Source organism: Limoniibacter endophyticus, from assembly GCF_014652835.1.
Lineage (GTDB): Bacteria > Pseudomonadota > Alphaproteobacteria > Rhizobiales > Rhizobiaceae > Limoniibacter > Limoniibacter endophyticus.
Genome location: NZ_BMZO01000001.1, coordinates 212,233 through 232,021 on the forward strand (window position 1 = coordinate 212,233; position 19,789 = coordinate 232,021).

General features: G+C 55.6%; 27 protein-coding genes. 25 read left to right on the forward strand and 2 right to left on the reverse strand.

Going from position 1 to position 19,789, the window contains the following annotated elements; all coding sequences use genetic code 11:
* The first annotated feature begins 11 nt into the window (after positions 1-11).
* From IE151_RS01130 to IE151_RS01165, 8 genes are all read left to right on the forward strand, one after another.
* Complete coding sequence (locus IE151_RS01130) at positions 12-257, forward strand: hypothetical protein (RefSeq protein ID WP_189486963.1); 246 nt, start codon at positions 12-14, stop codon at positions 255-257.
* Between the two features lie 20 nt (positions 258-277).
* Positions 278-607, forward strand: coding sequence for a head-tail connector protein (locus tag IE151_RS01135; RefSeq protein ID WP_244636558.1), 330 nt, complete (start codon positions 278-280; stop codon positions 605-607).
* Between the two features lie 164 nt (positions 608-771).
* Entirely contained in the window at positions 772-1,113 is a 342-nt protein-coding gene (locus IE151_RS01140) for a head-tail adaptor protein (RefSeq protein WP_189486965.1), read from the forward strand.
* Positions 1,110-1,532, forward strand: coding sequence for an HK97 gp10 family phage protein (locus IE151_RS01145; protein ID WP_189486967.1), 423 nt, complete (start codon positions 1,110-1,112; stop codon positions 1,530-1,532). Before IE151_RS01140 ends, IE151_RS01145 begins: the two co-directional genes overlap by 4 nt.
* The gene (locus IE151_RS01150) at positions 1,525-1,917 is read left to right on the forward strand and encodes a DUF3168 domain-containing protein (RefSeq protein WP_189486969.1); all 393 of its coding nucleotides are present in this window, start codon (positions 1,525-1,527) and stop codon (positions 1,915-1,917) included. Before IE151_RS01145 ends, IE151_RS01150 begins: the two co-directional genes overlap by 8 nt.
* Before the next feature lie 17 nt (positions 1,918-1,934).
* Complete coding sequence (locus IE151_RS01155) at positions 1,935-2,372, forward strand: phage tail tube protein (RefSeq protein WP_189486971.1); 438 nt, start codon at positions 1,935-1,937, stop codon at positions 2,370-2,372.
* Entirely contained in the window at positions 2,372-2,851 is a 480-nt protein-coding gene (locus tag IE151_RS01160) for a gene transfer agent family protein (protein ID WP_189486973.1), read from the forward strand. Before IE151_RS01155 ends, IE151_RS01160 begins: the two co-directional genes overlap by 1 nt.
* Before the next feature lie 32 nt (positions 2,852-2,883).
* Positions 2,884-3,036: a hypothetical protein gene (locus IE151_RS01165; protein ID WP_189486975.1), complete on the forward strand. Its 153-nt coding sequence runs from the start codon at positions 2,884-2,886 to the stop codon at positions 3,034-3,036.
* On the opposite strand, the gene IE151_RS01170 is transcribed toward IE151_RS01165, so the two are convergent.
* Positions 3,037-3,621 (reverse strand): hypothetical protein, encoded by a 585-nt coding sequence (locus IE151_RS01170; protein WP_189486978.1) that lies wholly within the window; start codon positions 3,619-3,621, stop codon positions 3,037-3,039.
* A gap of 40 nt (positions 3,622-3,661) precedes the next feature.
* Between IE151_RS01170 and IE151_RS01175 the strand changes: the two genes are divergently transcribed.
* The 8 genes from IE151_RS01175 to IE151_RS01210 are packed head-to-tail and all read left to right on the forward strand — an operon-like array spanning position 3,662 to position 13,044.
* On the forward strand, positions 3,662-6,418 hold the full coding sequence (locus tag IE151_RS01175) for a tape measure protein (RefSeq protein ID WP_189486979.1): 2,757 nt from the start codon (positions 3,662-3,664) through the stop codon (positions 6,416-6,418).
* A 3-nt stretch (positions 6,419-6,421) separates the two neighbouring features.
* Positions 6,422-7,057 carry a hypothetical protein gene (locus IE151_RS01180; RefSeq protein WP_189486981.1) on the forward strand — a complete coding sequence of 212 codons (636 nt, stop codon included), beginning with the start codon at positions 6,422-6,424 and terminating at the stop codon, positions 7,055-7,057.
* Between the two features lies 1 nt (position 7,058).
* Positions 7,059-7,739 carry a hypothetical protein gene (locus IE151_RS01185; RefSeq protein WP_189486982.1) on the forward strand — a complete coding sequence of 227 codons (681 nt, stop codon included), beginning with the start codon at positions 7,059-7,061 and terminating at the stop codon, positions 7,737-7,739.
* Positions 7,736-8,179: a GNAT family N-acetyltransferase gene (locus IE151_RS01190; RefSeq protein WP_189486983.1), complete on the forward strand. Its 444-nt coding sequence runs from the start codon at positions 7,736-7,738 to the stop codon at positions 8,177-8,179. The genes IE151_RS01185 and IE151_RS01190 overlap by 4 nt, the downstream gene beginning before the upstream one ends.
* Before the next feature lie 26 nt (positions 8,180-8,205).
* Entirely contained in the window at positions 8,206-11,268 is a 3,063-nt protein-coding gene (locus IE151_RS01195; RefSeq protein ID WP_189486984.1) for a phage tail protein, read from the forward strand.
* A gap of 24 nt (positions 11,269-11,292) precedes the next feature.
* Complete coding sequence (locus IE151_RS01200; RefSeq protein ID WP_189486985.1) at positions 11,293-11,502, forward strand: hypothetical protein; 210 nt, start codon at positions 11,293-11,295, stop codon at positions 11,500-11,502.
* Entirely contained in the window at positions 11,492-12,445 is a 954-nt protein-coding gene (locus IE151_RS01205; RefSeq protein ID WP_189486986.1) for a gp53-like domain-containing protein, read from the forward strand. The genes IE151_RS01200 and IE151_RS01205 overlap by 11 nt, the downstream gene beginning before the upstream one ends.
* Positions 12,445-13,044 carry a hypothetical protein gene (locus IE151_RS01210; RefSeq protein ID WP_189486987.1) on the forward strand — a complete coding sequence of 200 codons (600 nt, stop codon included), beginning with the start codon at positions 12,445-12,447 and terminating at the stop codon, positions 13,042-13,044. The genes IE151_RS01205 and IE151_RS01210 overlap by 1 nt, the downstream gene beginning before the upstream one ends.
* A gap of 3 nt (positions 13,045-13,047) precedes the next feature.
* On the opposite strand, the gene IE151_RS01215 is transcribed toward IE151_RS01210, so the two are convergent.
* Positions 13,048-14,244: an acyltransferase family protein gene (locus IE151_RS01215; RefSeq protein WP_189486990.1), complete on the reverse strand. Its 1,197-nt coding sequence runs from the start codon at positions 14,242-14,244 to the stop codon at positions 13,048-13,050.
* 141 nt (positions 14,245-14,385) lie between these two features.
* Between IE151_RS01215 and IE151_RS01220 the strand changes: the two genes are divergently transcribed.
* The 9 genes from IE151_RS01220 (at position 14,386) to IE151_RS01260 (ending at position 19,589) form a co-directional block, all read left to right on the forward strand.
* Positions 14,386-15,237 (forward strand): chitinase, encoded by an 852-nt coding sequence (locus IE151_RS01220; protein ID WP_189486992.1) that lies wholly within the window; start codon positions 14,386-14,388, stop codon positions 15,235-15,237.
* Entirely contained in the window at positions 15,230-15,460 is a 231-nt protein-coding gene (locus IE151_RS01225) for a hypothetical protein (RefSeq protein ID WP_189486995.1), read from the forward strand. The genes IE151_RS01220 and IE151_RS01225 overlap by 8 nt, the downstream gene beginning before the upstream one ends.
* A 176-nt stretch (positions 15,461-15,636) precedes the next feature.
* Positions 15,637-15,969: a hypothetical protein gene (locus IE151_RS01230; protein ID WP_189486998.1), complete on the forward strand. Its 333-nt coding sequence runs from the start codon at positions 15,637-15,639 to the stop codon at positions 15,967-15,969.
* A 93-nt stretch (positions 15,970-16,062) separates the two neighbouring features.
* The gene (locus IE151_RS01235) at positions 16,063-17,343 is read left to right on the forward strand and encodes an oxidoreductase (protein ID WP_189487001.1); all 1,281 of its coding nucleotides are present in this window, start codon (positions 16,063-16,065) and stop codon (positions 17,341-17,343) included.
* Positions 17,340-17,612, forward strand: a complete 273-nt coding sequence (locus IE151_RS01240; RefSeq protein ID WP_189487003.1) for a hypothetical protein — start codon at positions 17,340-17,342, stop codon at positions 17,610-17,612. The genes IE151_RS01235 and IE151_RS01240 overlap by 4 nt, the downstream gene beginning before the upstream one ends.
* A gap of 66 nt (positions 17,613-17,678) precedes the next feature.
* Positions 17,679-17,903, forward strand: coding sequence for a DUF551 domain-containing protein (locus IE151_RS01245; RefSeq protein WP_189487006.1), 225 nt, complete (start codon positions 17,679-17,681; stop codon positions 17,901-17,903).
* On the forward strand, positions 17,900-18,814 hold the full coding sequence (locus IE151_RS01250) for a hypothetical protein (RefSeq protein ID WP_244636559.1): 915 nt from the start codon (positions 17,900-17,902) through the stop codon (positions 18,812-18,814). Before IE151_RS01245 ends, IE151_RS01250 begins: the two co-directional genes overlap by 4 nt.
* A complete protein-coding gene (locus IE151_RS01255; protein ID WP_189487009.1) occupies positions 18,811-19,236 on the forward strand; it encodes a hypothetical protein in 426 nt (141 codons plus the stop codon). Before IE151_RS01250 ends, IE151_RS01255 begins: the two co-directional genes overlap by 4 nt.
* The gene (locus IE151_RS01260) at positions 19,233-19,589 is read left to right on the forward strand and encodes a CAP-Gly domain protein (RefSeq protein ID WP_189487011.1); all 357 of its coding nucleotides are present in this window, start codon (positions 19,233-19,235) and stop codon (positions 19,587-19,589) included. Before IE151_RS01255 ends, IE151_RS01260 begins: the two co-directional genes overlap by 4 nt.
* Positions 19,590-19,789 lie beyond the last annotated feature (200 nt).

Consider the following 19,789-nt stretch of genomic DNA (forward strand, 5'->3'; position numbering starts at 1 on the left):
ACGAGGAAATCATGAAAATCCGAGCACTTAAGACGCTGGTTGGCGAGTACGGCCGGTTGGCCAAGGGTGACATTGCCGATCTTCCGAACTGGCAAGCCAGGCCGCTGCTGGCGCTCGGATATGTCGTTACCGAACAGGAGGCCATTGATGGCGGACGCAAAGATACGAAAGCGCCGGGTGGCGAGCTACATCGGCGCGGGAGTCGTCGATCTAAATCCAGCGCCGGCGCCGGAACCGGAGCCAGAACCGGATCCTGAAACGCCGCCAGAAGGTGGTGATGATGGCGCTGGTTGACCTGGATTTATTGAAGCGACACTTGCGTGTTTTTCACGATGATGAAGACGTTGAACTGGGTTTGTACCTGGCCGCATCTGAAGCCATCGTTACTGAATACATAGATCGCGAGGTCGTCGCGACAGGTGCGACGCCTACCTTGCCGGACGGCATTGTAATAGCGCCTCCCATTACAGCTGCGATCTTACTTGTCGCGGCGGATCTTTACGAGGTCCGAGAGCCGGACCCCAAGGCAACAGGCGATGCGGTCCTTCCGCGCCACGTTCGGGCACTGCTGGCACCATATCGGGTGTGGCGGCAACACACGGAGTAGCCCATGCCATGGGTCAGATTCACGGCGAACTTCGACTGGTCGCCTCGCTACGGCGTCACCATCGCATACAAAACCGGCGAAACGTACAACGTGACGCGGGCGTGTGCGGCGAGGGCACTTGATGTTGGACGGGCAGAGCGAACTACGAAACCGCAGGAGACGCCATGTCCGGTGCAGGAAGCCTCAGAGAGCGCGTGACGTTTGTCGAGTTGGTGTCTGGTGATGATGGCTATGGCGGCACGTTTGAGGGCTGGGAGGACGCGTTCACCGATGCGGCACGTCTGGCGCCTAAGATGGGTAGTGAGCCAGTAATTGCTGGCCGGATGCAGGGTATCCAGCCTTACACTCTGACGGTTCGATCGAATGTCAATACCCGTCGCGTCAGGCCGTACTGGAAGGCGCGCAATCATCGCACCGGCACGACCTACGAAATCAAAACAATCGTCAACATCGATGAACGCAACGCGTATCTCGAAATGCTGGTGGTCGAAGGTGAGGCGTCATGAAGATCATGAATCTGGAACGGCTAAAGCGCAAGCTTAGTCGTATTCCTGAATCAGTCAAAAAGCGTGCTCAGGCTGACCTTATGCTTGCTGGTCGAGAGATTAACATGCTCCAAAGATCACTTGCGCCGAAAGATGACGGTACTCTCGCGGCATCCATACGCACCGAACCGCTCGACGATGGCACTGTGGGCGTTGAACTAAAGGCCGGCGGCCCGACAACAACGCGCGTTGTGCGAAATACCGAAAAGGGAAACTCGCCCGCATACGATTATGCTCTTGCTCAAGAGTTCGGCAACGAACACCAGAAAACGCCAAATCCATTCTTTTATCCAGGATATCGAGCGCGCAAGCGCAGGGCGATGAGCAGGGTTCGTCAGGGAGTTCGTCGCTCATTGCGACAGGCGGTGAAAGGTGACTAGCCCAAGTCTCGCCATCCAGGCGGCGTTGGTAGCACAAATCCGCGCTCTAAACACTGCTGCCGACGCGCGTGTATATTCGGTCATTCCACAGAATGCAGCCTATCCATATGTGATGGTTTGGCCTGGCGTTGAAACGCCGATCGATGAAGAATGCTTCGACCGAACCGAAACGGCTCAGCAGATCGATGTTTGGGCCGACAGTACATCCTACATCAAAACCAAAGAAGTCGCTGCGGCTATCCGTGCCGCGTTCCACGAAAAACCGATGACGATTGATGGTCACACCGTCGATCGCGTTCGCGTGGAAACCATCAACTACAGCGACACGCCGCCGACCTACCGCGCGCGCATCAACCTTACAATCGACACTCAGCCGGTCGCATAAGCGGCCTGGAGTACATCATGGCAACTACAAAGCAGCTCCTCATCCAGTTCTCGGATGGTGGATCGCCCGAGACGTGGGCGCATTCTTGCACGATTAATACGACGCAAGAATTTACAATTGAAGCCACGACGACTGAGGCCACCGCGCCGAACTGCGAAGATCCAAATGCTCCTGGCTGGGTTCTTCGTGCTGTCGATACGCTCTCCGCCGGTATCAACGGCGCTGGAACAATGGATCCTGTTTCATTCGGAGTTCTTCGCGACAAGACTTTGGCAGGTGAATCATTCCCAGTTCGCGTTACGCTAGGTGGTCTTACTGGCGTACAGGGCGGCGGTCATTTCGAAGGCAACTACGTAATGACATCCCTCGGCCTCGCCAAAGAGGGCAAGGGTTATGTCACTTCGACTGTTGCATTGTCGAGCGACGGCGAAATTACATGGGTTGATGCAACCTGATGACGCAAACCCATGAAGATATTCTGGGTGGGGTGAAACGTAAGTTTCGCCTCCCCATTGGCGAGCTTCGTGAACTGCAAGAGAAGTGCGAGGCAGGCCCTGCAACTATACTGGCGCGGCTTATGTCGTACCAGCCAAATGCAACCAAACGACCGGAACCTTCGGACTATACGCACGGCGATGCCGATCCGGATTATATTGCAGACTTCAACGTCTATAGCATGCTTCGTAGTTTTGGCGGCGATTGGCGTGTCGACGATATCCGCGAAACCATCCGACTTGGCTTGATTGGTGGCGGCACAACGCCGACTGACGCGTATATCGCCGTTGCGAGATATATTGATACGCGCCCCTTGTGGGAACATGCCGGCCTTGCCTGCGCAATTCTCCTGAAGGCACTCACTGGCGACAAGGACGACGATCCGGGAAAAGCTCCGGTGGAGACGACGACGCCAACGGAAGCGGCGACGGAAAGCTAGTCTTCTCCACCTTTTACGGCGCTGGAGCGACGATGGGATTTAGCCCGCGCGAAGTCGATCAGATGACGCTATGGGAGCTTGCAGTTGCCGCGCATGGATGGATCAAGGCCAACGGCGGTGAAGAAGAAACCGCGGCGCCGTCCTGGGAAGAGCATATCGCGATGGTGAATGCTGTTAAGAAGTGATTATTCGACAAATGCGACCGATTTAATGTCCTTTGCCGCGCCTGTACAAGTAGTCTCGCGCGGCATGCCTGAATCAATTTTGGTCGGCCGTATAATGACCGCGCGCGGCTTGGAATCTCCGTCTCGTATAAAACTGGCCTTGATGTCGTTTACTGGTGGACGTGCGGCGATGCTCTTCTTGTGTATTATAATCTCGATACATGAGTTGAGAAGATCATCATCCATGGATGGCTTCAATTGTGTGCTCTTGGCGTCGACGCTAACCGAATTCGCTGCCCCCAGATACGCCAGTAATTCACCTCCGCCTTGTCGAGCCGATCGGGATGGGGAAAAGGTAAACACGCCATCGTAGTAACGAAATAAGCATTGATGTGTAGAGCGGATAAGAGCACCGTAACCGTTCTGTGCATCATACTCAACAACAACGCTGTTTTCGAAATACGAAGTCTTAATTCGCACATAACTGGACGGCGACCTTAACGTCGACACCGCAACTGCTTCGCATCCAGCGATTTCAGGCTTGTCTGCATAACACGCGGTCCCGGTGGAAATAACCAAGCAGGCCGCAATAAGTGTACTGCGCATCGCCCCTCCTTCTGTTTCTCCCCAACTAGCAGGAAATTCTATGGCAGTCACTGTCGAAGAACTCCGCGCAGTGATGCGCATGGAGATGAAGCCGCTTGAGCGGGATTTGCAGAAAATCCACGGCATCAACACCAAGGCGGCCAAGCAAGTCGAGAACACTTGGCGAAACGCGAACCGTAGGCTTGATGGCATTGGCCAGAATATGGCTCGCAGTCTTGCCGCGCCACTTGCTGGCGTGACAGCTGTACTCGGCATTGATGCTGTTCGTCAGATGACAGACACATGGACCGATCTTTCCAGTCGCGTTCAGATCGCGGCCGGTGGCGTAGAGCAGGGCGCTCAGGTGATGGAGCGTCTCGGCGACGTTGCCCGACGCACCTATTCGTCATTGGAAACGACCGCTGAAGGTTATCTGCTGAACGCCACCGCAATGCGCGAACTAGGCTACAGTACAAGCCAAACGCTGGATTACACTGAAGCTGTCAATAACGCGCTGGTTATCTCTGGTGCCAAAGGCCAGCGAGCCGAGTCCGTCATCAATGCACTTTCGAAGGCTATGGCTGCCGGCAAGTTATCCGGCGACGAACTCAACACGGTCATCACTACGGGTGGCCGAGTGGCGGAAGCTTTAGCCGCGGGCCTTGGCGTATCGGTCAACCAGCTTCGTTCACTAGGTCAGCAGGGCAAGATTACCGGCAACGACGTCGTCCGCGCGCTGTCGACGCAGATGGAGCGCCTGCGCCGCGAAGCCGAAGGCATGCCTGCAACCATCGGCGATGGCATACAGCTCCTGCAAAACGCGATGCTGCAATATGTTGGCAGTACAGATCAAGCATATGGTGCATCGGCAAGGATCAGCGAAGCGCTGGTCATCATGGCCGACAACTTCGACAAGACGGCCGACGTAGCGTTGCAGCTTGCCGGCGTGATTGCTGGCGCACTTATTGGCCGGTCGCTTCTCAAGATGATTTCGACGCTCGGCCTCGGTAGCGCCGCGCTAGTTAATTTCACCAAGGCGTTGCTGGCCGCAAGATCAATGGCGAGCCTCGGTATCGCATTCAACGGGTTGAGCGCAGCAGCTGGTCCGGTTGGTCTCTTGGTCGGCGGTGCACTCGTAACCGCATTGACGCTCTACAGTAATTCAACATCTGAAGCGTCAGCCGCATCTAAGGTTTACGCAGCAGCCCTAGAGGACGTTCGTGCGGCCGCAGAAAAGACTGGAGATGCAGTCGAGGGCGCGGCGCAGCAGATCGACGAGAAGACCAAAAACGCTCTTTCGGGCGGCATTGCAATAGGCGTTGCTGATATAGAAAATGCACGAGATGCTGTAATCGACTTGTTCGATCACCTTCTCCGGAACGTCAGTCAAGATACTGTGTCTCCGCAGCAGATCGCGCAACTTGAAGATCTTCGTGATAGCCTGAACAACGGCACACGTTCTGCGGACGAAGTTGAACAGGCACTATTTGCTCTGGCCAACTCAAATCCGGACTTCCAGGCGGTTGCCAACGCTTTCTCCCCACTACTAACGGTCCTGCGCCAGGCCATTGATTCCACCGATATACTTCGCAACAAGCTAGGTGCTCCAGACAAAAATATCGTCGAGGGGTACCAGCAGTACGCACGCACGCGTGTCGAAGGTAATCGCATTGAAAGCGAGCGGAATGCTTATGAGCAAGAAGCGCTTCGGCGGGCGAAGCTCGGCAAAGCGCAGCTTGACCTCGAAAACGAGATAGCAAGAGTTAGGACAGACGCTGAAAAGCAAAATGTCCAGCTTACCGACGATCAGGTAAAGCGCATCGCCGAAGCCAATCTTTCAGGTAATGCGTCACGTTCTGCCGAAGGCAAAAAGCCAAAGAAAGAACGTGAAAATGAGTACCAGCGGCTTACTGAGCGCATCGTTGAGCAGACAGCAGCGATAGTTGCAGAAACCGAAGCCCAGCGTCAGGTTAATCCGCTCGTTGATGATTACGGCTATGCCGTTGAGCGGGCGCGTGCAGAACAGGAACTTCTCAATGCGGCAAAGGCCGCAGGTCTGCCGATCGACGAGAAGCTTCGTCAAGAAATAGCTGCGCTTGCCGATCAGTACGCGGTTGCGACCGTTGAGGCTGCTAAGCTTGGTGAAACGCAAGACGATATTCGCCGCAAGGCGGAAGAAATGGCGGACTTTCAAAAAGACCTGTCTCGCGGCATCGTCGATGGCTTCATGCAAGGCAAGAAGGCCGCTGACATTTTTGCGGATGCCTTGTCCAAGGTCGGAAACAAGCTGCTCGACATGGCCTTTAACGCTGCTTTTGATAAGGGCGGAGGAAGCTGGCTTGGGAATCTTTTGGGTGGCCTTTTCGGCGGCGGTGGCCGCGTTAGCCTTCCCGCAAGCGGACCCATTCCAGCGCTGCGGCCCTTCTCCGACGGCGGATACACCGGACCTGGCGGCAAGTATCAACCCGCTGGCATCGTCCATAAAGGCGAAGTGGTGTGGTCGCAGCGGGATGTTCGAAGCCACGGCGGCGTTGCTGCGGTGGAGGCATTGCGTCGCGGCTACGCTAACGGCGGTGCTGTTGGCGTCTCTGTGCCGCGATTGCAGGCTCCTGCCAATCAGAACCAGCCTACGGCGGTCACCTTCAAGATCGATGTCACAGGCGCGCGCGGCAATGCCGAGATTCAGGAAATGGTTCAGCAGGGCGTTGCGCAAGGCATTCAGCATTGGAGCAAAAGCTCTGATTTCGTAGGTCGAACGACTTCTATCGTTGATCAGCGCAAGTCCAATCCGCGCATCACTCCAAGACTCGGCGGTTAGAGAATGGCTCTTCCTGAAATCCTCGACATCCTGGCCGACTGGCCGGGATGGTCTACTGCGTTCGACATCAAGCGGCGCCAGGAGCGCAGTGGCAGTACGAGCGGGCGGATATATGTGAAAGACATTGGCGACCCGCTTTGGGTCGCTTCATATCAGACCGTCAGCTTGCGTCCGAATGATTTAGACAGATGGCGCGCTCGCCTCGACGCGTTGGAAGAGGGCGGGCGTCTGTTTTATGGTCGTCACCTGGCGCGCTGCTATCCAATAGCCTATCCGCGCGGTTCGTGGACGCCTGCTTCGTTTTCGGGTTTGGGCGCAGTGGCTTCGCTCGGTGCAAACCGCAAGTCGCTGACGGTCGATGATTTACCGGCAGGCTTTCGCTTGCAGGAAGGCGACCTGATCCAGATTGGCGCACATGACCTTCACCGCGTTGTCGAGAATGCGACCGCCAATGCATCTGGCGTAACCCCTCTCTTTGAAATTCGCCCGCACCTTTGGCCATTGGCTGCGGTTGGTCAGCCGGTGTCTGTTCTTCGTCCGCGCTGTTTGATGGCCATCGTGCCAGGCTCGATCTCGTCAACAGCGGATCTTGCGACGGGGCGCGGCACAATCAGCTTTGATGCCATAGAGGCCAGATAATATGCGCAATATCTCAAGCGAAAACCAAGCCGCGCTATCGCAACGGCTTCTGGTGGCGCGTGACTTCCTTTGGCTAGTGGCGCGCGATGCTGCTGGCGCACCATTTCAGTATGGTTTTTGGTCGGGCGTTGGTGATGTGTCCGCGCCAATGCTTAACCCTGATACCGGCCTCGCCGTTACGCGCAATTTCGAAGGCTCCGGCACGCTTATTCAGGTCAGCGATATTATCGCGACGTCAAGCATCTCGACACAGAACGTCACGGTTGAGATGTCGCAAATCCTGCCGGAAGTCGAGAACATTGTTCGCGGCTATGATCTCCAGCAAGCGCGGGTTGAGGTCTATCGCGGCCTCTTCTCGACAGAGACGCGCCAGCTTGCGGCTTTGGCCTTGTGCCGCTTCGTTGGCTTCGTCGATAGCGTTGATATCCACACACCAGAAGAAGGTGGCGAAGGCTCGATCACGCTGACTTGCGTTTCTCATACGCAGGAAATGTCCCGCTCTAATCCTGATACGCGGTCTGACGCCAGTCAGCGCTTGCGCAACGCGTCGGACAATTTCTTTCAGGACGTTGCGACGGTTGGTGAGACAGAGTTTTTTTGGGGTCGGAAGAGCGGCAAGATCGCTTCTGTAAAAGCCGCGCCACCAACACCTACGAACCTACAAAAAACGGTGTCGCGATGATCAGGCTCGCCACCGTCCAGGACAAGCACCGCGTCATGGCGATGGCCAAGGTCTTTCACGAAAGCGCGGGCCATCCTTTTCCATACAATGCGGTCCATTGTTCATCTGTCATCTCGGCCTGCATCGCAGGCGGTGATGCACTCTGCCTCGTTCTTGAGAGAGACGGCAAGATTGTCGGTGCACTTCTGGCGCATGCAGGTCCGCACACATTTAACCCTGTTCGTATTGCCTCGGAAATTATGCTTTGGATTGAGCCTGGCCATCGTGGCGGCAGACACGCGGCTGCAATGATCGACGCTTTCGAGACATGGGCAAAGGGCAGGGGCTGCGCTCTGGCCCACATGGTCGGTCTGGGCGGCAACCCCGCAATTGGCAAGTTCTATGAGCGCCGCGGCTATTATGCCGCCGAGTGCCATTACGTGAAGCGACTGGCCGCATAAGGCCGTAAGGTTTTCAGGAAACATCGATGGCTATTTTTACCGGGATCGCTGCGGCGTTCACTGCCATTTCGTCGTGGACGATTGGAACCTTTGCTGCTGGCGCATTCCTACTGCAAACAGCTGCGGGAATTGGCCTCAACCTTCTCGCCAGCGCCATTGCAGGCAAGCCAGACAAGCCATCTTTTTCGGTGCAAGGCCAGCTGCAATCAGGCGGCGACGTTGCGCGTTCGTTTATTCTAGGACGTACAGCAACGGCTGGTTCGCTCGTCTATGCCAACACGTGGGGCAATGCTGGCAAAACGCCGAATGCCTACTTTACGCAGGTCATTGCGCTCTCTGACTTGCCGACGCAAGGTCTCGGCACTGTCTGGATAAACGGTGAACCTTGCACGCTGTTGCCTGATCAGTCGCACGCAGAATATGGCGTGCCTGTTCAGGAGTATCGTAAGGACGGCAAGGATTATCTTTGGGTCAAGTTTTACGACGGCACACAGACGCAGGCTGACAACTTCCTGACCAGCCGTGTTTCGTCGGCAGAGCGTCCATACCAGTCGACGCGCGTGGGATATGGCGTTTCCTATGTCATCTGCACAGCGCGCATTCATGAAGAGCTGTTCACGGGCTTTCCTCAGTACAAATTCGAACTGGTCGGCGCGAAGCTCTATGATCCTTCGCTAGACAGCTCTGTCGGCGGAAATGGCACGCAGCGGCTTGCCGATCCTGCGACATGGGGTGGGGACGGCGATCATTTACCCGCCGTGCAGGTCTACAATCTGCTACTTGGCTTCAAGTATGCTGGATCATGGTTCTATGGCGTCCAGAATATGGCGTCGGCTCGGCTTCCGGCTGCTGACTGGATTGCACAGATCAATAAATGTCGTGCGCAGGTGGCAGCGCCAGGCGGTGGAACCGAAGTCCAATATCAGTCCGGCCTTGAAATTCAGGTCAATGCGCAACTTGCTGATGCGATCGAAGCCCTTGCGACTGCGTGCCAGGGCCGATTGATCGAAACGGGCGGCACATACAAGATGCGCCTCGGCGCGCCTGATCTGCCGGTCGCTTCGTTCACGGATGGCGACATTCTTTCAACCGAAAGCCAGAGCTTCACTCCATTTTTCGGTCTGGCCGACACGATCAACGGTATTGCGGCCACGTATCCGGATCCCGCCGAGGGCTGGAACGCTAAGGCAGCGCCATCGCTGTTTCGTCCTGATCTCGAAATCAAAGCTGGCAATCGTCGCCTGATGGCGGACGTATCGCTTGGCGCAGTCTATCGTCCTACGCAGGTTCAGCGTCTGATGAAGTCGGCGCTTGAAGAAGCGCAGCGCGCGCGGCGCCATACGTTCTCGCTTCCGCCACACTTCTGGACGTTGGAGCCGGGTGATTACGTTGAATGGACCTCAGTCCGCAACGGCTATGTGACGAAGCTCTTTCGAGTCGACGGCATTGTCGATAAAGCCAATCTTGATGTCGTGGTCGATCTGACTGAAGTCGATCCGAGCGATTATAATTGGAATCCGTCAACGGATTATACGACGCCGGTTTATGGCCCGGTTGGCGTGGTTCGTCCGCAGCCGCAGCCAATTGTTGATTGGTCTGCACGGGCTGAACCAATTCGAGACAACTCATCTGGAGCGCGTCGGCCTGGCATCCTGCTGCAATGGGATGGCGATCAGGAGGATATAGACGCTGTCATCTTTGAGGTGAGGTTGGCCTCGACTCTTGACGTCATATATACCGGACGAACTGACACTCCTGAAAAGGGCGAAATCCATATCGGGCAAAATCTTCTGCCGAACGTGCAATATGGCGTGCGTGGCAGATATGTTGCGTCCGGCAATAATCGCCCCATGGAGTGGTCAAGCTGGCTGGTTGTTACCACTGATAATGTCCTTCTTGGCGAAGAGGATATCTATTTCCCCGGCCTTGTCGAAGAGGTGACGGAATCGGTGCGTGATGCGATGGAGTTCATCGATACGCGCTCACTTCTGGAAGAAGCCCAGCGGTTGATGAACTCGCTTGCCGATCAGGACGCAGGCAACTTCATCGAGCGTGAAAGCATCCGCACCGAACTCAAGGTGACAGCAGGCGGTTTAACAGCAAGCTATACCCAAGCCATTGACGCCGCTGTCGGGCCAGATTCCGCCATTGTGCAGGAGCTGACAAGGCTAACTGTCGAGCTAGACGGCAAAGCCAATGCAGACGTTGTGCAGCTACTGCAAACGCAAGTCACGGTGCTTGGTGAAGATGTTACGGCTGTCGCCAACGCGCTGACGCAGACCAATGCGCAAGTAGGCCGATTCTCTGCAAGTGGCTTGTTTAGAGCATCGTCCGAGGCATCGGGATCTGGTGCTGTTTCGCGTGTCGTGCTTGCGGCAGAAGCCAGTGCAGGCGCGAATAGTGCAACCGCGGCGATCTTTCTTGAGGCGCTTTCGAATGGTCAAAACCGCGTCGGTATCCTTGCTTCGCAGTTCTATGTCTACTCGGCGGCCAACCAGCTCCTGCGGCCATTTATTATTCAGGATGGGGTCGTTATCGCTGACAATTTGCGGGTTGCTTGGGCAAAGATCACCGATGTTCAGATTACCAATGCGCAGATTGCCAATCTGACAGTCGGAACCTCTAACCTCGATTTTAATGCAGTGACACAGACGACAACGGGTGTTTGTACAGCGTATTCGCAGCAATGGACTGTGCCCCCCGGCTCGGGCGGAGCGCTTGTCCAGACATGGCCCGTTTCCACAATTACGGTTCCGCCGGGCGTTGGCTCTCAGCTTTCGACTACTGGAACGTTACAGTTGTACGTCGGAGCCGGATCGCGAGGAAGAGTTTCACTTGTCATTCGAAACGCAACAACGGGTGTTTTGGTTTATCGTAGTTCTTACATAGACCTTTCGCCGTCCGGAGGGACCGGAGGCACCGGTGAAACGGCCACCAGTCCTATCGATACTTATCAAATCGATCCTTCGCTCTCGTCTGCGGCGAATAACACATACCAGTTGTACGTCGAGACAGAAGTGCTTGTCGGTTATGAGTTAAGATTCTCCTTCACAGGTCCCACCTTCAAAAACCTCCTCTGGAAACGCTGATCGCGCGTCAAGGGAAATCATCACATGGCAAATCAGGCACAACAGTCGGCACCTTTCATGGTGTCGGCTGAGGCACAACTGCGCGAATTGCAGATCGATTATCAGGTCAAAAGCATGCGGTGCTCGCAGCTATCACAGCTCAACATGGCGCTCGAGGCGCGTGTGAAGGAGCTGGAAGCTGAGCTGGCCGAGCTTAAGCCGCAAGAAATAGTCGAGGCTGAAAATGGCGAATAGCTTCTATAATACTGGCACCGCCACCGTTGCCGCCAACGGCACTGTCGTTACAGGTCAGGGGACCGCATGGGGCGATGGCATCAATGGTCCGATCCGGCCAGGCGACGTGTTCGGCATGCACTCCGGCTTTCCGACAATCATCAAAACTGTTACGCCAACCCAGTTGACGCTTGAGACGCAATATAAGGGTCCTGCGCAGACGGCAGCGGCGTACATTATCGGTTTCACGCCTTACAACGTGACGCTTGATCAAGATGTACGCGAGATGATCCGGCTTTTGCGCGCTGGTGTCTTGCCAGGTCTTTCGACGCTCGCTCCTGCTGCGTCATCGCTACTGGGCTTTGACGCTGCGGGCCAGCCCACCCAGCGCCAGATACAGGCGTTCATGAATACCTTCCTTACTGCCAATTCGGCGAGTGCGGCTCAGTCAGCTTTAGGTGGGGGTGCGGCAGGTAGAAACGTATTTACTGCTGCAAGTACAGCAGACGCTCGTGCTGCGTTAGGGGCGCTTGGTGTAGACCAAGCGGTCACTCATGGGTTCGTCAGCGGTAATAAGGCTTCTCCCTACACGCGACATTCTGACGGCACAATAGTGTTGCTGCAAACTGCACTTAGCGGGGTCTGGACGGATGCCCGTGCGTCGGCTGGCGGCAGCGGATCACAACGATGGTGGAAATTGCCCAATAATATGCTGGTGCAGATGGGCAGTAGTGTAGTGACGCTTTCGGCAGGCGGCAACGTCGTCATTACGTTCCCGGCAGCATTTGCTAGTACGCCCATAGTTCAAGCGCTGGACGGGGACATGGGGTCAACTTCATCCGGGAGAATTGTTGGCATGTTTAACTATGGCGAGTTGACGACCGCGAGCGCCACTGTGTCGGTGCGGCCAAACCCGGGCGCAGTCAACGTCCGTATAAACTGGCTAGCGGTAGGGGCTGCGTGATGCAAAATTTCGTTCTTGTAGATGATCTAGGCGATTTCGTTGGCTTTACGAACGACGCAATCTACCCGCCCATCCCAATTATGCGAAAAGAGCCCGTCTATCATGTAAAAGAAGACGAGTCCTTACTCATTGGCGAAGATGGCAGTCCGGTGCAAATCGGCGAGGTCGAGGTAATCGATGGCTACGAACGCAATCCGGCTATTCCTGAAACTGCAATAGAGATCAGCGACGAGGAATATTGCGATTTCCTTGACAATCAGGGGCAGCGTCAGTGGGACGCAAACTTGAAGAAGTTCGTTGAATATGTCCCGCCACCTGTAGCGCCGTCAGTTGATTCCTATCGCGTTGCCACCCAAGCAATGCTGGACAACAGGGCAACAGAACGACAGTACGATAGCGGAGCAACGCTTGCCAGCTACGTCAACTCGACGATTCCTCAGTGGGCGCAAGAAGCGCAAGCCTTCGTCGCTTGGCGAGATCAGGTCTGGTCTTATGCGCTGACTGAGCTTTCGAAGGTGGAGGCCGGCGAACGTGACATTCCAACAATCGAAGACTTTCTGGCGGAGCTGCCAGCCTTTGAGTGGCCAAGCTCCGCCTAGCGGTCAGGCATGTTTATGTTTGCGCCAAAGCCGTTGGCCTAGATAACCTCGCAATGCGTCCTCTGCGACTAGTAGCGCGGTCATCGACACTGCAACAACAATCACTACTGTCGTAACGAGCGCAATATACTGGTTCAGACCAGCGCTTACCAACTGTCTCAGCATGTAGGCACCTACAACATCATGGATCAGATAAAGCGGATATGTAGATAGACCTGCGGTTCGGATAAGGTTTGCGACGCGCGGAGACATGCGTAAAGAAATGCTTTTGTCGAACCAAATTGACAACCCTAAAGCAATAATTGCGCCGAGAAACACAAGTACAGGCGTCAGTGCTGATGCGGATATCTTCGTTACTCCGATGATTCCTCTTGCATCAAGATAGATGCTGGACGAAGAGCTTAAGATGCAAACCAACAAAAGGGCGATCCGTGGAAGGGTGATACCTTTCGATGAGAGGAACCATAGTGTTGTGCCGAGCGCGAACGAAGATCCATGGTATACTAAAAGCAACTGTCCAGTTCGCGCTGATAGGCCCATTTCGCCAACCCAATTAGTCGCGAGGAATATGCGTGCAAAAATGAACGCCGCGCTTATGCCGCCGAGAATCCAGGTGCCATATTCAAGCCACGTGAAGCGCTTTATCGCGATGAAAAGCGAGACGAATAGATAGAAAGATATCTCGATCCCTAAGGTCCAGTAAACACCATCGATCCATGGGCCGTACGGCCAGAAAGTAATGGATCGAAAGTATCGATCCCAAAGTTGCGGCTCTGGCCACAACTGCATGATACCTGCAATTAGAAGCGTCAACGTTGCGCAGACGAAGGCGGCTGGAAATAATCTTAAAAACCGTGACCGGAAAAACTCGCCCAATGATCTGTTCGCCGCAGAATAGGCGATAATAAATCCGGAAATCACGAAGAATATATCCACTCCGTATTTTCCCCACCAGCTGTAGGCAACAAGGTTTTCGAAGGAAACAGCACCGCGAACAACCTGCCCGGGCGTTGAGCCTGGAATCGCCCATGACCAGAACGCTAAGTGAAATATCATGACTGCTACAGCCGTAATAAAGCGCAATAAATCCAGGCCAAGCAGTCTGTGCACGGCAATCCCCCACCAATTAGTTGAGTTGATCTCAACCACAGCGATGTATTTGTCAACAAGGCCTTGCTGAATTTTTACTTGAAGCGGCACAAATCATGATGATGAGCGCCTAGAGTAAAATCGACTCGAGATTTCGTTCCCACTCCAAAAGGAAGATCACATGAACGCAACCGTAACCGGTGGCGCGCTTTCGCGTGCCTACTCGCTTCTCTAAAATCACCAGGACACCCTATGAACCGCACAACGTTCTTCGCTTATGCGAGGCGCGCGCCTTTTGGCGGCCGTCTTTCGCAGGCGCAGGTTGATGGCACGAATGCCATCCTCGACGAGGCCAAGCGCCGCAGCGTCTCAGACCGGGAGCTGGCCTATATCCTCGCAACGGTTTTTCATGAGACCGGCGGCAAGATGCAGCCAGTCGAGGAAAATCTAAACTATAGCGCTGCGCGTATAAGACAGGTCTGGCCATCCCGTTTTGCCTCTGTTGCCGCAGCTCAGCCCTACGCGAACAACCCGCAGAAGCTCGCCAACAAGGTCTATGGCGGACGAATGGGCAACACTCGCCCGAATGATGGGTGGCTATTCCGCGGACGCGGCCTGCCGCAGATCACGGGCGCTGAGAACTATAAAAAGTTCGGAATCTACGACGCGCCAGAGAAGGCGCTTGAACTCGCAACCGCTATACGCATCTTGTTCGATGGTATGCTCAAAGGCATGTTCACCGGCCGGAAATTGTCCGACTATTTTGGTAGTGGCAAAGAAGATCCGATCGGCGCTCGACGCGTCGTCAGTACCGACAAGGCCAGCCTCATCGCCGGCTACTATCGCAACTTCCTCGACAGCATCACTGCTGCGAAAGAGGCCAAGGTTTTAGCCGGTGAAGAGGCCAAGCCCGACGACGTGCCGCTTCTCAAGGATAAGACAGTCCAGACCATTGTGACTGCCGGCGGCGGCACGTTCGTGACTGGCCTTATCGGTGCGGTTTCGAATCCATGGGCGTTTGCAACAGTCGCACTTGTTGTCGTTATGGCCGCTGCGGGCTTCTGGCTTTGGAAGAGCGGCAGGCTGGAGTTGAAGCGTGCTTAGCCGCATCAAAGGTTGGCTTATAGCCGCTGGAGCAGCACTGGCGATTGTCGCCAGTGCGTTCCTCTATGGACGGTCGTCGGGCCAGAGTGCGACCGCCATTCGCCGTGCCGAAGATCGAATCAAGGCCAGCAACGAAGCCAGGAAAATTGAAGATGAAACGAGCAAGCTGGGCGGCGGCGATCTTGATGACGCTCTTGGTCGCTGGATGCGCGACAAGCGGTGATTATTGCGACATTGCGCGCCCGATCCGACCGAGCATTGAGGATCGTCTGACCGACGGGACGAAGATCGTCATTCTCGCCGAAAATCAAAAACTTGAGAAACTATGCGGGGTGAAACCGTGAACAGAATACACTGGCACGTTGTGTCCTTCATAATTGGCATGCGGGGGTTGATCGGATGACCCCAGCAGAAATTGCGGCTGCTGTCGGCTTCTTCTTGATGGTGTCTGGCGCGCTTTGGGGCATCTGGTGGAAGATCATTGGCGAAGTCAAAGATGCAAAAACGCAATCCGACAACAAAGCGTCCGCTGCGATTGCAAAGGCCGATTTCGCACTCCTCGAGCTAAATGCGCACAAGCTGCATGTTGCCGAGACATTTGCCACAAAAGCCGGGATGCAGGAACAAACGGTGCAACTGATGCGCGCCATCGAGGGCGTGGCTAATCGCCTGGATAGCGTTCATGAGCGGCTTGATCGTGTTCTCGACCGGCCTGCGCGTACCCGTTCCTAAAAATAAATCCCAAATCGATGTAGCACTTTTTGCTTCTGCCTTGGTCTTCTACCAGCAGAAGCATTTTTTTTGGCTTCAGCTAGAGGAGAGTTCATGACCACAAACCAAAGAGTGCCGGAGGGCCGTATCGCGGAAGCCGGCAGACTTTATGTCGAGCATAACAGCATCAGGCGCGTGGCAAAGGCCATGGGTGTTGGATATGCAACGGCTCACAAATACATCCATCGTGCGGCTGAGCGCGGGCTGCTTGGCACAAAGCCGGTTCTGCCAGGCTTCGCTATCAAAAGCGTGGCTAGTAAGAGCGATGATGGTGCCTGGATCAAGCAGACCAAGGCGCCGGGCGAGGTGTTCGAGCTGCCGGCCGGCCAAATGGTCAAGGGTGTGTCCGCGCTCGTCGACGGGCAGGGCAGGGAAGTCGCCAAGTGGATCAAGACGGCCGCCGATGCAGACAACCAGATTGCCGCCATGCAGGCCGCCGTGGATGCATTCAAGGAGGCGATTCCGCGCGCTGAGCCGGTTGCCCGCACTCACCGCGCCTCAGTCGACCTGCTCAACTTCTACGCAGTTACCGACGCGCATTTCGGCATGCTGTCATGGCGTGAGGAAACTGGATCTGATTATGACCTGACCATTGCCGAGAAGCTGCTGACCGATTGGTTTTCTGCGGCAATCGAACTCGCGCCCGCGTCGTACACCGGCGTTCTGGCACAGATGGGCGATCTGGCACACTACGACGGCATGGAGAGCAAGACGCCGACCAGCGGCCATATCGTCGACTCCGACAGCCGCTTCCAGAAGGTCGTCCGCGTCATCATCCGCACCTTGCGCCGAATCGTCCGCATGATGCTGGAGAAGCACGAGCGCGTGCACATCATCATGGCCGACGCGAACCATGATCCGGCCAGCGGCGCTTGGCTGCGCGAGATGTTCGCCGCGTTCTACGACAACGAGCCGCGAGTGACGGTCGATAGCTCGGCCAGTACCTACTACGTCGTCGAGCACGGCAAGACATCGCTCTTTGTCCACCACGGCCACCGTCGAAACGTTGGCAACGTCGATTCGGTGTTCGCCGGCAAGTTCCGTGAGGTTTACGGCCGGACGCAGTTCTCCTACGCCCACATCGGCCATCTGCACTCCGACGAGCTCAAGACGACCAACCTGATGAAGGTCGAACGGCACGAAACGCTGGCGGCGCCAGATGCCTACGCTGCAAACGGCGGTTGGCTGTCTGGCCGAAGCGCCAAGGTCATCACCTACTCGTCTAGGCACGGCGAGGTGTCGCGCCTGACGCTGTCGCCAGAGATGGTCGACGGCTGGTCTGGTCGCGTAGCGGCGAATGACAACGATCCAGCCGAGCGGAGGGCGGCGGCATGAAAAAGCACGAAAAGCCGATGCGTGATAAACTGAAAATGGTTGGGCGGGTCATCCGCGCAAGTGGGGCGGCCCGCTTTTACCACGATGGCGACGGCGCAGGATTTGTTTGGAGATGGTGGAGCCCTGTTGCGTGGGTCTTGGCCCCGCTGTCTTTCATTGTCGCGTGCCTCGCAATTGGCATCCCTGACGCATGGCGCGATCGGCACGACTTCGGTTTCGGCATGAAGCCGTGGTTTATCCAAAACCCGGACCGTCTTTTCTGGGACTAACCACACACCACACCACACCACCGTTGCCCACCAAGCGGCGGTGGCTACCATAGAGGAGAAGAGAGAATGCAATGGCAACCGATTGAGACTGCGCCGAAGGATGGGACGCCTATACTTACGTATAGCATGGATGCGTATGACGACGGCAGGCCATACCCGATGCTGATTGTGGCGTGGGATTTGCCATGGGAATGGACCATCTTTAGCGAGGATGGAACCACGCAATCCGGAACCGATTACGAACCAACCCATTGGATGCCACTTCCTGCTGCCCCGACGGGTGCAGCATGACCAGGAACTGGGATAGCATCGCACGCGCCTATGTCGAATACGACACGGCCGTGATGGAGACGTTTGGCGAGATGCCGGCGAACGACAACGTGCCTGTTGCTCATCAACAGGCGCGCACCACCACAGCCGAAGAGCGCTTGCTCGATGGGCTATCTGAAGATGTGAGGAAAGGTAAGTTAACGCCAAACAACGCCAGATTTATCGCTGATCTTTCAATTCCGATCATCCAAGAAGGTCGAGAAAATTTCAACGCGATGATGGATTCCGTTGGTTTTATGGGTGGACTGACAAATGATCAACTAAAGGCCGCCTTGGCTTATGGTGGTCCGGTCAATCACGGCGATCCTGCTTTTGCAACACGCACCACCGAATGGATACAAACGTTCCTTGGGGGTCAGTTCTGGCCCATGGAGCCGCGCGCTGAAGATGTCCACATCGAAGACATCGCGCACGCGCTTTCGATGGAGTGCCGTTACAACGGCCACTGCATACGTTTCTACAGCGTCGCGGAACATTCGGTGCATCTTGCCGAGTATCTTTATGCGCTGGGATTACCTGCGTCGACGTGTCTGTGGGCTCTCCTGCATGATGCGCCGGAAGCTTACATCCGCGACATCGCCCGGCCGGTTAAACCTTACCTGGTTGGCTACAGCGAAGCTGAGGCGCGTTTGATGTCTGTCATTGCCGAGCGCTTTGGATTGCCAGCAGAGATGCCTGCGATCGTCAAGGAAGTCGACTCTCGCATCATTGGTGACGAGCGCGTGAATATGGCTCCTTGCGTTGCGGAGTGGGAAGACACCGGACATGCGCTGGGTATCAAGATCGAGTGCTGGAAGCCGGACGAAGCCAAACGCCGGTTTTTGAATTTTTACCGGGTGCTTTCGGGCATGAGCGAGGGGAGGGCTGCATGAACTACGTATTGTTGAAGCGTGACCTCTTTGAGAATCCAGAGCACAAAGGCTATACTGGCATCCGCGATAAGGCGGGTGTCTGGACCGAGGCGGAAATTGAGAATTACCACCGTAAGAACCGGTACGATCCCTCTTTCCGCGACAGCTACGCTTTACCCCTAGATCAAGCGCCAGAGTTCACAAACGAGTGCTACCATGACCTATCGCTGGATCATCTGCGTGGGAAGGTGGAGCGTCTGCAAGAGGCGCTGACGCCGAGTGGCGCAACGAAGGCGGCATACATCGGAGAATTTAGCTTCGACGTCGACGACCGGGACGAGGATGGTGATGAGTGTTCTCGGAATGTTGTCGTGCCTTGGACGACGGTCAAGGAAATCATGGCGACTATTCGGACGCGGGCCGAGATGAAGGAGGCGGCATGACCAACTTCCACGTAGGCCAGCAGGTCGTTTGCATCGATGCTGCTTTCAAGAGTGTCACGATACCGCAAGGGCTGACAGAGGGGCAGATTTACACGCTTCGATGGGTCGGAGAGTTCACGACTTACGTTGATGGCACGTTCATCGGCGTGCGACTCGAGGGTGTCGAGCGCGGCGTTGATCCGACCTATGGATACGAAGACCCTCCATTCGCCGCGCGACGTTTTCGTCCCCTGGTAAGCGACCCGATTTCGATCTTCCGGCAGATCGCATTCGATCCCAACTTCAAGGTGAGTGGGCCGGAAGATCCGGGTCGCAAAAAAGAAAAGGTACGCGAGAAGGAGTGTGTGGAGTGAGCCGAGCCTATACTGTCCGTGAAATTGATGATCTGCGCAACGCTTGCCGCAACAAGTTTATATGGGGATTTTACAGCGGCGCCATCGTCGCAGGTATCAGTCGATCCTACAAAGAATCTGAAATGATTAGATCATCAGAAGAGCTGGTGCGCACGCATATGCTGGCTGGGCACACCGCAACAGACCTTTTGGCGAGTGAA

What these genes read in the sequence shown, in the direction of transcription:
- IE151_RS01130 (WP_189486963.1), top strand. Translation starts at nt 12, where the DNA reads ATGAAAATCCGAGCACTTAAGACGCTGGTTGGCGAGTACGGCCGGTTG.
- IE151_RS01135 (WP_244636558.1), top strand. Translation starts at nt 278, where the DNA reads ATGATGGCGCTGGTTGACCTGGATTTATTGAAGCGACACTTGCGTGTT.
- IE151_RS01140 (WP_189486965.1), top strand. Translation starts at nt 772, where the DNA reads ATGTCCGGTGCAGGAAGCCTCAGAGAGCGCGTGACGTTTGTCGAGTTG.
- IE151_RS01145 (WP_189486967.1), top strand. Translation starts at nt 1,110, where the DNA reads ATGAAGATCATGAATCTGGAACGGCTAAAGCGCAAGCTTAGTCGTATT.
- IE151_RS01155 (WP_189486971.1), top strand. Translation starts at nt 1,935, where the DNA reads ATGGCAACTACAAAGCAGCTCCTCATCCAGTTCTCGGATGGTGGATCG.
- IE151_RS01160 (WP_189486973.1), top strand. Translation starts at nt 2,372, where the DNA reads ATGACGCAAACCCATGAAGATATTCTGGGTGGGGTGAAACGTAAGTTT.
- IE151_RS01165 (WP_189486975.1), top strand. Translation starts at nt 2,884, where the DNA reads ATGGGATTTAGCCCGCGCGAAGTCGATCAGATGACGCTATGGGAGCTT.
- IE151_RS01170 (WP_189486978.1), bottom strand. Translation starts at nt 3,621, where the DNA reads ATGCGCAGTACACTTATTGCGGCCTGCTTGGTTATTTCCACCGGGACC.
- IE151_RS01175 (WP_189486979.1), top strand. Translation starts at nt 3,662, where the DNA reads ATGGCAGTCACTGTCGAAGAACTCCGCGCAGTGATGCGCATGGAGATG.
- IE151_RS01180 (WP_189486981.1), top strand. Translation starts at nt 6,422, where the DNA reads ATGGCTCTTCCTGAAATCCTCGACATCCTGGCCGACTGGCCGGGATGG.
- IE151_RS01185 (WP_189486982.1), top strand. Translation starts at nt 7,059, where the DNA reads ATGCGCAATATCTCAAGCGAAAACCAAGCCGCGCTATCGCAACGGCTT.
- IE151_RS01190 (WP_189486983.1), top strand. Translation starts at nt 7,736, where the DNA reads ATGATCAGGCTCGCCACCGTCCAGGACAAGCACCGCGTCATGGCGATG.
- IE151_RS01195 (WP_189486984.1), top strand. Translation starts at nt 8,206, where the DNA reads ATGGCTATTTTTACCGGGATCGCTGCGGCGTTCACTGCCATTTCGTCG.
- IE151_RS01200 (WP_189486985.1), top strand. Translation starts at nt 11,293, where the DNA reads ATGGCAAATCAGGCACAACAGTCGGCACCTTTCATGGTGTCGGCTGAG.
- IE151_RS01205 (WP_189486986.1), top strand. Translation starts at nt 11,492, where the DNA reads ATGGCGAATAGCTTCTATAATACTGGCACCGCCACCGTTGCCGCCAAC.
- IE151_RS01210 (WP_189486987.1), top strand. Translation starts at nt 12,445, where the DNA reads ATGCAAAATTTCGTTCTTGTAGATGATCTAGGCGATTTCGTTGGCTTT.
- IE151_RS01220 (WP_189486992.1), top strand. Translation starts at nt 14,386, where the DNA reads ATGAACCGCACAACGTTCTTCGCTTATGCGAGGCGCGCGCCTTTTGGC.
- IE151_RS01230 (WP_189486998.1), top strand. Translation starts at nt 15,637, where the DNA reads ATGACCCCAGCAGAAATTGCGGCTGCTGTCGGCTTCTTCTTGATGGTG.
- IE151_RS01235 (WP_189487001.1), top strand. Translation starts at nt 16,063, where the DNA reads ATGACCACAAACCAAAGAGTGCCGGAGGGCCGTATCGCGGAAGCCGGC.
- IE151_RS01240 (WP_189487003.1), top strand. Translation starts at nt 17,340, where the DNA reads ATGAAAAAGCACGAAAAGCCGATGCGTGATAAACTGAAAATGGTTGGG.
- IE151_RS01245 (WP_189487006.1), top strand. Translation starts at nt 17,679, where the DNA reads ATGCAATGGCAACCGATTGAGACTGCGCCGAAGGATGGGACGCCTATA.
- IE151_RS01250 (WP_244636559.1), top strand. Translation starts at nt 17,900, where the DNA reads ATGACCAGGAACTGGGATAGCATCGCACGCGCCTATGTCGAATACGAC.
- IE151_RS01255 (WP_189487009.1), top strand. Translation starts at nt 18,811, where the DNA reads ATGAACTACGTATTGTTGAAGCGTGACCTCTTTGAGAATCCAGAGCAC.
- IE151_RS01260 (WP_189487011.1), top strand. Translation starts at nt 19,233, where the DNA reads ATGACCAACTTCCACGTAGGCCAGCAGGTCGTTTGCATCGATGCTGCT.